The organism is Psychroserpens sp. Hel_I_66 (genome assembly GCF_000799465.1).
In the GTDB taxonomy this organism is placed as follows: Bacteria; Bacteroidota; Bacteroidia; order Flavobacteriales; family Flavobacteriaceae; genus Psychroserpens.
Map to the genome: position 1 here is coordinate 480,929 of NZ_JUGU01000001.1, position 13,549 is coordinate 494,477.

General features: G+C 36.8%; 4 protein-coding genes. 2 read left to right on the forward strand and 2 right to left on the reverse strand.

Features of this window, described 5'->3' with window-relative positions:
* Window positions 1-2: 2 nt before the first annotated feature.
* Both GQ40_RS02325 and GQ40_RS02330 read right to left on the reverse strand, forming a co-directional pair.
* Window positions 3-2,048 carry an ATP-binding protein gene (locus GQ40_RS02325; protein ID WP_047545397.1) on the reverse strand — a complete coding sequence of 682 codons (2,046 nt, stop codon included), beginning with the start codon at window positions 2,046-2,048 and terminating at the stop codon, window positions 3-5.
* 329 nt (window positions 2,049-2,377) lie between these two features.
* The gene (locus GQ40_RS02330; RefSeq protein WP_047545399.1) at window positions 2,378-3,502 is read right to left on the reverse strand and encodes an arabinogalactan endo-beta-1,4-galactanase; all 1,125 of its coding nucleotides are present in this window, start codon (window positions 3,500-3,502) and stop codon (window positions 2,378-2,380) included.
* A 143-nt stretch (window positions 3,503-3,645) separates the two neighbouring features.
* Here GQ40_RS02330 and argS point away from each other — a divergent pair, with 143 nt between their 5' ends.
* Both argS and GQ40_RS17680 read left to right on the forward strand, forming a co-directional pair.
* Window positions 3,646-5,430, forward strand: a complete 1,785-nt coding sequence (gene argS, locus GQ40_RS02335; RefSeq protein WP_047545401.1) for an arginine--tRNA ligase — start codon at window positions 3,646-3,648, stop codon at window positions 5,428-5,430.
* 168 nt (window positions 5,431-5,598) lie between these two features.
* The gene (locus tag GQ40_RS17680; protein ID WP_052184117.1) at window positions 5,599-13,431 is read left to right on the forward strand and encodes a T9SS type A sorting domain-containing protein; all 7,833 of its coding nucleotides are present in this window, start codon (window positions 5,599-5,601) and stop codon (window positions 13,429-13,431) included.
* Window positions 13,432-13,549 lie beyond the last annotated feature (118 nt).

Genomic DNA, 13,549 nt, shown 5'->3' on the forward strand with positions numbered 1-13,549 from the left:
ATTTAATTTCTAGGCTCAATTTTAGGTAGCTCAACATAGAATTTAGTACCGATTCCTGGTGTGCTTTCTACCCAAATTCTACCATTGTTAAGCTCTACCAACTCTTTACAGATAGTTAGGCCTAATCCAGTTCCTTTTTCGTTATTTGTGCCTCTTGTAGAGTAGGTTCCATTTTCAAAAAGCTTATCTACATTTTCTCTTGAAATGCCTACTCCAGTATCTTCAACACAAATTAAACTTTTACCATTGAGGTCGGAGTTTGAAACCGTTATGGAGTCGCCCACTCTAGTGAACTTAACAGCGTTTGTAATTAGATTTTGAATTACGATTTCAATCATGCTTCTATCTGCATAAATAAAATCTCTTCGGGATTCATCAATGAGTACAATTCGTTTTTGCTCTACTTTTTGCTCCACCAAATTGATTTTATTCTTAAATACATCCTGAATATTGAAAATTTCTGCCTTTGGCTCCAGATTTTGCATTTGCGATTTAGACCAGTTGAGTAAGTTGTAAAGTAATTGTGAAGCACTATCTGCATTTTCGCTGAGTTCTGGCACTAAATCGTAGAATTCCTCTCTGGAAATGCCATCTTCTTTTAGTAAATCTATAAAGCCTTTTATAGAAGAAATAGAATCTTTTAAATCATGCGAAACGATTGAGAACAATCTATCTTTTACATTGTTTACGTCCTCAAGATGTTTAGTTTGAATTGCAAATTCTTCGTTTTGATGCTGTATTTTGGTGTTCTTATCTTGAAGTTCTCTGTTAAATTTTAATGTGTTTTTGCGTTTAAGATAAATTAATAGAAGTATGGTTGATACGATTAAAAAAGCAGCGCCAAGAACATAGGAAATGGCTTTTAGTTTTTTGAACTCAGTAGCATCTTGTTCTTGTAATCCTATTGTATTCAAGTCTTTATTTTCTTCTATTGGTTCTACTTCAATAGGATTTGTGATTACAGGAATCATGGGCTGATTGTCCTTGTCAAGCTCGCTCTTTAGTGCAAAATATTTCCCTTGCCAGTAAAACGCATTTTGGAACTTACCATTGATAGAGTCTAACTCTTTATGTAATTTATAATTTTTAAGAAGTTCTGGTTTATTATTGATTTTTTCAGCAATCCTAAGTGCTTCATCTAATCTAATTGCTGCAGATTTTAAATTTTTGAGTTGAATATTTAATTCGCCAATTGTATTAAGCGCTCTTAAAACACCATTTTCATTATTGATTTTTCTATTAAATTCTAAGCCTTCAAACAAATAATCTGTGGATGTTCTGTAATCTTTAAAACGTAAATATTCTTCACCAATTCTTGGTAATATTTCACCGCGAAAGGTTTGATCTGTATCGTTATTGAGAAGCGCCAAAACTTTTTCATAGTACTCAATAGCTTTTCTATGCTCTTTTCTGTTAGAATATAGGTTTGCTATGTTTCTCATGGAAGTTTTTATTCCAATGCTATCTTTTAATTGTTCTCTTACAGCTAATGCTTTAATATTAAACTCTAGAGATTTATCTATTTGATTAGTGTTGCAGTAAGCTTCTGCCAGGTTATTGTATGCAGAGCTTAATTCATTTTTGAGATCTCTTGTTTCAAAAGTCTGTATTGCAGATAACGAACTTTGTAAGCCTAAAGCATAATTACCACGTCTAATTTCAATTAGACCAATACTGTTATTCACCTTGGCAATTCCTAATGTATCACCTAATTCACTGTAATAGTTTCTTGACCTATTATAACCATCAATTGCATTATAGTAATCATCGTTTTGAGCATATATTAATGCTTTGTAATAGTTGACATCAGCAATACCTTTTGTATGGTTTAGTAATTTAGATAAGCGTTCTGTATTGTCAATATAGGTAAGCGCCTTTTTGTAGCTTTTAGCATCGTAAAGTGCTTTAATTAAACTAAGAGAAGTTTCAACTTTTGCTGAATCTTGTTTTTGGTAAGCTAATTCCACAGTAAGACTATCGATCTCATTTGTTTGTGAAAAACAAAAAAGCGATGTAAATAAAACAGTTAATGTAATTAACTGTCTCATAGCTTAATAGTAGTATCAATAATTGCAAAATTATTTTTACACGAAACTGGGTAGTTAGAGTGCTGAAATAATAATGTCAATCTCAATAAAGATTGATTATTATGGGTCATCAACGTTTGGGACTTTGATTAATAGCAATTCAAAAATGTGCAAAAAGGTTGTTAAACCCTAATATTTAGGTTTTAATACCTATAAATTAGTTAAAGTGAATTCTAGAATTTATAAAAACATCGATGAATAGATAAACGGTAAAAATCATGGAAAAACAACACTTTTATCGACGAAATGCATTGACTCATAAGGTATTGGTACAATTAACTGAATCACAATTAATTAAGATTGTAAACATCTAAAGCAGGTAAAGCATTATGGTTAAAGTCAAAAAGACATTGATTTTCCCAAGCACTTCCACCAGAAATACTGTTGCTATTATTAGGAAATGCAACCCAATCTGGAGCCCAGTAACAAAATCCAATTCCACGATTATTAGGTATACTTTTAAGGGTAGTAATTAGCCATTCCATATATGCCTTTTGACCTTGTGGAGTTGGAGAAAACTCAGGGATAGTTTGATCTAAAGAACCAATAAAATTACCTTGACTATCATCAAATCCTAATGAAAATGGATAGGCTACTTCTACTAGTAAAATATCTTTTTCAAAAGTTGTTGCTAATATATTTAATTTGTTCGCAACTACATTTAAATCTTTGGTTTGAAATTGTGGGTAATAACTCAAACCAATTATATCATAATCAATAGTGAAAGATTCAAGTTCTTCAAAAAAGAATATTGAATTTTCAACACTAGAATGGTGCAACATTATCTTAATGTCATCTTCTGTGTCAATTTCTCTCACAGCTCGTATTGCTTCTTTGACTAAAATGGCATAATTACTCCAGTTATTTGAAAATTCGTCCCATACTTTTCCATAATTCCATAGAAAACCACTATCAGTTTCATTTCCTATCTGAATAATTTTTGGAAGCGTATTTTGGTTTTTAAGTTGTGTTAGCACATCTTTTGTGTACTCGTAAATTGCTACTCTTATTTCTTCATTTGTCATATTTTGCCAAGCAACAGGAGGTGTTTGAGTACCAGGATCTGCCCAAAAGTCACTATAATGAAAGTCTAAGAGAAAATTTGCATTGTAACTTTTAATGCGTTGTGCATAAGCCTTTACATCATTTAATCCATTTTCTCCATTTTGAGGTGTATGCCATAATTTTAGACGGATTAAGTTTGCGCCCTTTGCTGTCACAAAATCTAATAAACCTATAAGATTACCATTCTGATCATTATATGTGACATTATAGTCTTCCAATTCAGATTGAAAAGATAAGTCCATGCCTTTGTAAAATATTGGAGATACAAGTTCAGAATTATCCGTAGTACTATTTTCACTACAACTATAAATGATTATTGCGAAAAAAAGCATGCTATAAAAATGTTTCATTATTTGTAGTTCATTAAATTTTTAAATTGGGTTCGCTTAAAAAGTATGGCGTTTTCAGCCTGTAAAATAAGGAATAAACGAATTAATATATCCTAAAATTTTAATAAAAAGTATATCTTTGCAGACTTAAAATACAAACCAAAATGAATCTTCAGGAAACATTATCAATCAATGTAAAGCAGGCTGTAACATCTGTTTTTGATGCAGAATTGCAATCGGTAGAATTTCAAGCAACTCGTAAAGAATTTGCTGGTGATATTACTGTGGTTGTGTTTCCAATGTTGAGGATCATTAAGGGAAATCCAGTTCAAATTGGCGAAAAAATAGGTCAATATTTGGTTGATAATGTAGAAGAGGTCAAAGCGTATAATGTTGTAAAAGGATTTTTAAATCTTGAAATTAGCGACGCGTATTACATCAACTTTTTCAATGGAATAAAGGATCAAACCAATTTCGGATTTGCCTCTCCAAATTCAAAAGGAAAAGCGGTAATGGTAGAGTATTCATCGCCTAACACTAATAAACCTTTACATCTTGGTCATGTTAGAAATGTGATTTTAGGTTATAGTGTTTCAGAAATTTTAAAAGCATCAGGCAAGAAAGTATATAAGACCCAGATCATTAACGATAGAGGAATTCATATCTGTAAAAGTATGTTGGCTTGGAAGCGCTTCGGAAATGAAGAAACTCCAAAATCGTCAGGTTTAAAAGGTGATAAGCTTGTTGGGAATTACTATGTAAAGTTTGATCAAGAATATAAAAAGGAGATTCAACATGGAATTTCCGAAGGAAAAACTGAAGAAGAAGCTAAAAAAGAGGCTCCAATTCTCTTAGAAGCCCAGCAAATGCTTCGTAACTGGGAAGCAGGAGATTTAGAAACCGTGGCCCTTTGGGAAAAGATGAACGGTTGGGTGTACGAAGGTTTTGATGCTACCTATAAAAGTATAGGTGTTGATTTTGATAAATTATATTATGAAAGCCAAACTTATTTATTGGGAAAAGAGTTTGTTGAGGAAGGTTTAAAAACAGGCGTATTTTTCAAAAAAGAAGATGGTTCTGTATGGTGTGATCTCACCGAAGATGGTTTGGATGAAAAAATCGTACTGCGTAGTGATGGTACTGCTGTTTATATGACTCAGGATATTGGTACCGCAATCCAGCGTGTTAAGGATTTTCCAGATGTTGGTGGTATGGTGTATACGGTTGGTAATGAGCAGGAATATCATTTTCAAGTTTTATTCTTAATTATCAAAAAACTCGGTTTTGAATGGGCAGATAACCTTTACCATTTAAGTTATGGAATGGTAGATTTACCTTCCGGAAAAATGAAAAGTAGAGAAGGGACAGTTGTAGATGCAGATGATCTGGTTGATGAAATGGCGCAGACTGCTGGCGAAATTTCCGAAGAATTAGGGAAATTGGATGGCTATTCTTCCGAAGAGAAACAAGATCTCTACAAAACCATTGGCTTGGGTGCTCTTAAATATTTTATCCTCAAAGTAGATCCTCGTAAAAGAATTTTATTTGATCCTAAAGAGTCTATAGATTTTCAAGGTAATACAGGACCTTTCATTCAATATACTTATGCTCGTATTCAATCCATACTTAGAAAAACCGATTTGGATACAAATATAATATTAAGCGTAAGCGATGTGCATCTTCATGAAAAAGAAAAGGAACTTTTAAAGCAATTGGAGCTATTCCCTGAGGTCATTCAAAATGCAGCAAATAATTATAGTCCTGCGTTAATTGCAAACTACACTTATGAATTGGTTAAGGAGTTCAATTCTTTTTACCAAAATGTTTCCATTTTGGGCGCAGATTCTGATAGTGAAAAAATCTTTCGCATTCAACTTTCAAATATAGTATCCCAGGTTATCAAATCTAGCTTTGGGTTATTGGGTATTGCGGTTCCAGAACGTATGTAAGTTATATATAAGTTGATTTTTGTATAACTTATAAGTTGTATTGTTTTCTAACTTGTTAAAAATATGTTAAATAGGTGATTTTTTAAAACCTCGATAAGTCATTTCTCGTAAGTGTTTGTGTCTTTCCCCAAAAAGGCTAATTAACCTTTAATCAAAACACTAATCAAAATGAGAAACAAAATTACACTTGTTGTTGCGTTCGCGATGACATTACTTTTTTCAACACACTCATTTGCACAAGTCGTTACAAGCGGTGCAGATGATGGAACAGATGGAACTCTGCGAAACGAAATCGCAGACGCTGGCCCAGGAGGCACAGTTACATTTCTAGCTGCTGTTACAACAGTCACTTTAAATAGTGAATTGGTCATTTCTAATGACATTACAATTTCGGGTACTCCTATATCAACAATTACGATTGATGCTAATTCAAATGGTAGAGTTTTTAATATTACTTCTGGTAATGTAACTTTAAATGACTTAACAATTACAAATGGAGTTGCTCCAGATGGTGGTGGTATTTATATGACGGGTGCCACTGTAACTATTAATGATTGTGTTATTACAAACAATGTGGCTAACGCTACGGGAATGCCTGCAGGATCTGGTGGAGGAATTTTTAATGACGTAGGAGGTATCCTTGTAGTCAATAATTCTGAAATATCATCTAATACAGCTAATAGAGCAGGTGGAGGAATAGAAGATAAGACAGCAGGAGGCGCAACCGTAACAACAACTTTAAATAATGTTTCGTTATTAAATAATAACGCAGGTGTTGCTCCAGCAACAGCAGCCCCAGGAAATGGTGGAGGAATTCACGTTTCAAGTAATGGTTCTGTAACTATTAATGGAGGTACTGCAAGCGGAAATATTGCTGCACAAGAAGGTGGAGCTTTATGGAATGGCTTCGGAACAATGACTGTTGACGCAATGGACATTAATAATAATGATGCTCAAGGTGATGCAGGTACCAATGGTGGTGGTGGAATCTTCAATAATGGAGGTACACTAATTGTTCAAAACGGAACATTAATCGAAGACAATACCGCTTCAGGAACTTCAGGTTCTGGAGGAGGTATTTTTAATTTAACACCAGGAACACTTGACATAGATGGTACAACACTTTCAGGGAATTCAGCAAACAGAGCTGGAGGAGGTATAGAACTAAATACTGTATCAGGAGAATCATTCACATTTAACGATGTGGTTTTAACAGGAAACTTTATAGCAGATGCGAACCCAGGAAATGGAGGAGGACTTCATATTTCAGGTCCAGCAGAAACCACTTTTAATGGTGGTCTAGTACAAAATAATGCTGCTACAGAAGGTGGTGGTCTTTGGAATGGTTCAGGTCTTATGACAGTTAACAGCGTAAGTTTTGACGACAACGTTGCAACTGGCGGAACCACTGGTGGTGGTGGAATTTTCTCAATAGGAGGAAATTTAAGCATTACTGATACAAACTTTAATGGAAATACAGCAATTATTGGATCTGCTTCTGGTGGAGCTATTTTTGTTGTTGATAATACAGATGTGACAATTGATGGTTCTCCAACAGGAGGTTTTTTCCAAGGCAACCAAGCCAATCGTGCAGGTGGTGCTATTGAAATGTCAGCAGGAGGAGCACTAACAGTTTCAAATTGTGATTTTGGAAATAACATTGCAAATGGCGCTCCAGGAAATGGAGGAGCTATCCACTTAACAGGAAATGCAAGTGCATTGATTTCAGATTCAAATTTTGGAGGTAACATAGCTGCTCTGGAAGGTGGAGCACTTTGGAACGGATCTTCAACAATGACAATTTCTAATACTACTATTGATGGTAATGAAGCTCAAGGAGCTGGTGCAGATGATGGTGGTGGAGGAATCTTCAATAATGGAGGTACTCTTATAGTTCAGAATGGAACAACCATATCAAATAATTCAGCTACAGGAACTTTAGGTTCTGGTGGAGGTATTTTCAACAATACTCCAGGAACATTAAATGTTGATGGATTAACAATAGAGAACAATGCAGCAAATAGAGCAGGTGGAGGAATTGAAATCAATTCAGCAGCAGGTGAAACGTATACATTCAATAATTTAACATTAACTGGAAACGTTGTAAATGGACCAGCACCAGGAAATGGTGGAGGACTCCATATCTCTGGAGCAGGAAATGTTGTTTACAATAGTGGAGCAGTTACAGATAACACAGCCTTTGAAGGTGGTGGTTTATGGAATAGTGTTGGTTCAATGTCAGTAAACGGAACAGAAATCACAGGTAACATTGCCAACGGTAATGCTACAGGTGGAGGTGGACTTTTCAACAATGGAGGTACATTAAATGTAGATGCAGCAACAACCTTAACCGGAAACATCGCAAATGCTTCAGACGTTGGAGGACGCGGAGGAGCAATCTTTAATAACACTGGTGGAACTCTAAATTTAGCAACCGGATTAACAATTTCTGGAAACTATGCAAGTAGAGCTGGTGGTGCAATTGAAGATAATTCAGGAAACACATTAATATTAGACGGTATAAATATAACAGCTAATTCTGCTGGTGTAGATATTGGTTTAGGTAACACAATTACTCCAAATCCAGGAAATGGTGGAGGTGTTCACTTATCTGGTACTACAAATGCTACAGTTTCTGGGTTTTCTCAGATTTCAAATAATCTAGCTGCTCAAGAAGGTGGAGGATTATGGAATAATTTAGGAACCATGGATGTTAGTCTAACAATTATGGACGGTAACATCGCATCAGGAAATGACGCAACAGATGGTGGTGGAGCAATTTTCAACAATGGAGGAACACTTATTGTTGGTAATGCAACAGCAATGTCAAATAACGTTGCAAACGGGACATCTGGTTCTGGTGGAGCGATATTTAGCACAGATGGAGCTGTAACGGTTTCAGATGCAGTTATCAGTTTCAATACAGCAAATAGAGCAGGTGGAGCTATTGAAATAATAGATGGTTCTATTGATATCTTCGGAAATTTTAATATTAGTGAAAATAATGCTGGTGTAGCACCAGCTGTTGCAGCTCCAGGAAACGGAGGTGCATTACACATTAGTGGAAATGCAACAGCAACAATCACTGGAGGTACAATGAATGACAATTTAGCTGCGCGTGAAGGTGGAGCACTTTGGAATAGTGTTGGAACAATGACAGTAGACGGAACAACCATCGATGGAAACGATGCGCAAGGTGCAGGAGCAGATGACGGTGGAGGAGGAATCTTCAACAATGGAGGTTCATTAATCGTTTTGCCAGGAACAACAATAACAAACAATATAGCATCAGGAACATTAGGTTCTGGTGGTGGAATCTTCACATTAACTCCAGGAACATTAAATGTTGATGGATTAACAATAGAGAACAATACAGCAAATAGAGCAGGTGGAGGAATTGAAATCAATTCAGCAGCAGGTGAAACATATACATTCAATGATGTAACATTAACTGGAAACGTAGTAAATGGACCAGCACCAGGAAATGGTGGCGGACTCCATATCTCTGGAGCAGGTGATGTTATTTACAACAATGGTTCAGTCACAGATAACATAGCTTTTGAAGGCGGTGGATTATGGAACAGTGTTGGTTCAATGTCAGTAAACGGAACAGAGATCACAGGTAACATTGCCAACGGTAATGCTACAGGTGGAGGTGGACTTTTCAATAATGGAGGTACATTAAACGTGGATGCAGCAACAACCTTAACAGGAAACATCGCAGATGCTTCAGAAGTTGGAGGACGTGGAGGAGCAATCTTCAATAACACCGGTGGAGTCTTAAACCTTGCTTCTGGATTAACAATTTCTGGAAATTATGCAAGTAGAGCAGGTGGTGCAATTGAAGATAATTCAAATGGAACACTAACTTTAGATGGTGTTACTTTAACAGCAAATGCTGCTGGAGTTGATATTGGCTTAGGCAATGCAATTACTCCAAACCCAGGAAATGGTGGAGCAATTCACCTTTCTGGTACAACCAATGCAATAATCAATAATAGTACAGTTACTTTAAATTTAGCAGCTTCTGAAGGTGGAGGTCTATGGAATAATTTAGGGTCAATGACAGTTGATAATACGCTAGTAGATGGAAATGATGCTCAAGGCCCAGATGCAGATACTGGTGGTGGTGGAATCTACAATAATGGAGGAACACTAATTGTACAAAATTCAGGTACTATAACTAACAATACAGCTTCTGGAGCTTCTGGTTCTGGTGGAGGTATATTAAGTATCGATGGAAATGTAACTATAAATACATCATGGGTAGCTTATAACTCTTCAAACCGTGCAGGTGGAGGAATCGAACTTATCGAAGGTAATTTAGCATTAGTAAATACTACATTAGACTTTAATACAACAGGTTCTGCACCAGGAAATGGTGGTGGACTTCATATAAGTGGAGCAGCAGATGCTAATATCCTTGGTGGTACTGTAAACAGTAATATTGCTACAAGAGAAGGTGGTGGTTTATGGAATGGTTTAGGTACAATGACTGTAAACGGAACTATGATTGATAGTAACGAGGCACAAGGTCCAGCAGCAGATGATGGTGGAGCTGGGATTTTCAATAATGGAGGTACCTTGAATGTTCAAGGTGGTACCTCAATTACCAACAATATTGCAACAGGAACCGCTGGTTCTGGAGGAGGGATTTTCTCAACCGCAGGAGTTGTTACAATTGATGCTTCGGAAATTTCTAACAACACATCTAATCGTGCTGGTGGAGGAATTGAGGCTATTGAAGGAACTTTAAATATTACAAACGCTACAGTTGAAAATAATACAACAGGTTCTGCACCAGGAAACGGTGGTGGACTTCATATTTCAGGAGCTGCGAATTCAAATATTACTGGTGGAACATTCGATAATAATATTGCTGCTCGCGAGGGTGGAGGATTATGGAATGGAACGGGAGTAATGACTATTGATAATGTGACTGTAAATGCTAACACAGCAAGTGGTCCAGCAGCAGATGATGGTGGTGGAGGAATCTTCAATAATGGAGGAACGCTTATAGTCCAAAATGGAACTTTAGTTACTAATAATGACGCTGATGGAACATCTGGTTCTGGTGGTGGAATTCAAAATGTAGCTGGTGGGTCTGTGACTGTTTCAAACTCTTCAATTACTGGTAATACAGCAAATAGAGCAGGTGGTGGAATTGAAGATAATTCTACGATGGCTGCTGGCACGTTGACTTTAACAAATGTTACTTTAAACAATAACATTACAGGTTCAGCACCAGGAAATGGTGGTGGTTTACACATCACTGGACCAGGAAATGCAACAATAACTGGAGGAACTACAAGTTCAAACATCGCTTCTAACGAAGGTGGTGGATTATGGAACGGTTCAGGAGTTATGACTTTAATTGATCACACTGTTAATGGTAACACTGCGTCTGGTAATGACGATATGGTTCCGGGAGCTGCAGGTGGTGGAGGAATCTTTAATGAAGGTGGAACACTCGATTTATCAGGATCAACTGCAATTACAAATAATATCGCAGATGGAGCACAATCTACAGGTGGTGGAATTTTAAATGCAGCAGGTACATTAACTGCAAATGGAATTACGATAATGGATAATACGTCTAACCGCGCAGGTGGTGGAATTGAAGCAAACGGAGGAGGAGCGGTAACGCTTACTGACGTGAATTTAGATTCAAACGATACTGGAGTTGTGACAGGAGCAGGCGCACCAGGAAATGGTGGTGGACTTCACATTAGTGGAAATAGTGCTGTTAATATTACCGGAGGAACAACAAATATGAACACTGCTGCAAACGAAGGTGGTGGATTATGGAATGGCTCTGGAGTTATGACAATAGTAGATCACACAGTTGATGGAAACACAGCTTCAGGTAGTGATGATATGACAGCAGGTGCTGCTGGAGGTGGAGGAATCTACAACGAAGGCGGAACACTAAACTTGTCTGGCTCAACAGCAATTACAAATAACGTTGCAGATGGAGCACAATCTACAGGTGGAGGTATTCTAAATTCAGTTGGTTCACTAACTGCAGATGGAATCTCTATTATGGATAATCAAGCAAACCGCGCAGGTGGTGGAATTGAAACCAATGGCGGAGGAGCGGTAACGCTTACCAATGTGAATTTAGATTCTAACGATGCAGGAGTTGTTACAGGAACAGGAGCACCAGGAAATGGTGGTGGATTACACGTGAGTGGAAACAGTGCTGTATCAGTAACCGGTGGAACAGTAAATATGAATACCGCTGCATCAGAAGGTGGTGGATTATGGAATGGATCAGGAATATTGACTGTTGATGGGGCAACAATAGATGGAAATACCGCTAGCGGAGCAACAGCTTCAGAAGGTGGTGGAGGAATCTACGCTTTAACAAACGGTACGGTAAACCTTATTAATGGAGCAACAGTTTCTAATAATATTGCAGACGGAGCTTCAGGTTCTGGAGGTGGAATTTTAGTAGATGCAGATGCAAGCTTTAGTGCTGCTGATTCATTTATTACAGGAAACAGAGCTAACAGAGCAGGTGGAGGAATTGAAGTTGTAGCAGGAACTGGAACAGCTTCATTAACTAACACAGCATTAGATAATAACAATGCAGGTGTGGCGCCAGCAGTAGCAGCCCCAGGAAATGGTGGTGGATTACATATTTCAGGTATGCAAGACTTTACAATTACAGGAGGAACCGTTAATGGTAACTCAGCTGGTCGTGAAGGAGCAGGATTATGGAATGGTACTGGAGTAATGTTAGTAGATGGTGTTATCATTGATAGCAATACTGCATTAGGTAGTGCAGCTAATCAAGGTGGTGCTGGAATCTTCAACAATGGTGGTACTTTAAATGTAACAAACGGAACAGTGGTTTCAAATAACCTTTCAACTGGTGCATCTGCATCTGGAGGTGGACTATTAAGTACAGCTGGAGATGTTACAATTACAGATTCTTCTTTTGATTCTAATTCAGCAAATAGAGCTGGTGGAGCAATTGAATTAATTGACGGTACATTAACGTTTATGAATTCAGTAATGTCAAATAATGATGTTAATGGAACTGCAGGTACTGCTGCGCCAGGTAATGGTGGTGGATTCCACGTTACTGGTACAGCTGGAACAATTACAATTTCTACAAGTACAATTACAGGTAATGCTGCTGCAAATGAAGGTGGTGGGTTATGGAACCAAGATGGAACAACTATGATGGTTTCAAATTCTACTATTGATAATAATACTGCTGCTGAAGGTGGAGGGATCTACAATAACACAGGTTCTATCACAACAGTAATGACAAGTACAATTTCTGGTAATTCAGCAACAGTTTCTGGTGGTGGATTAACAAATAACGGTGCGAGTTTAGACTTGAATGCTGTAACTGTAGTACAAAATACATCTGCTATTGGTGGTGGTATTGATGCAGTAAACAATGTATCTTTAAAAAATACTATTGTAGCATTAAATACAGCTGGTTCAGGAACAGATGTTTCAGGTTTATTAACATCTAATGACTATAACTTAATAGGTAGTGATGATTTAAATGTTTTTACTGCAGAGGCTAATGATATTGAAGGTGTAGATCCAGTTGTTGGCCCATTGCAAGACAATGGTGGTACAACATTAACACATCAATTGTTAAGTGGTTCTCCTGCGTTTGACGCTGGTGATCCTGCAGATACTTTTACAGATCAAATTGGTCAAGCAGTATTTGGTTCAGCACGTGATATTGGAGCTTACGAGTCTCAAGTTACACTGTCTGTAAATGATTTTAATTTATCATCTGTATTAACTGTATATCCTAACCCTACAAAAGGTGAGTTCAATATTGAGATTGGAAATTCAATTTCAAATGAACTTAATTTAAAAGTAATTTCTATAACAGGTCAACTTGTTAAGGAAACAACTTTAACATCAGGTTTAAATACAATTGATATTAATGGTATGGCTTCTGGACTTTATATTTTAAGTATAACTTCGGAAAACAACGCTGTTACCCATAAATTAATTTTAGAATAGGGAGTTAGTCCTAACTAAATTTTTTAGAAAGCCACCGAAAGGTGGCTTTCTTGTTTAATAATCGTAAGTAACCATAAAATTAAAAAACACTAAACAGCAATTTTACGTAAATATCCAT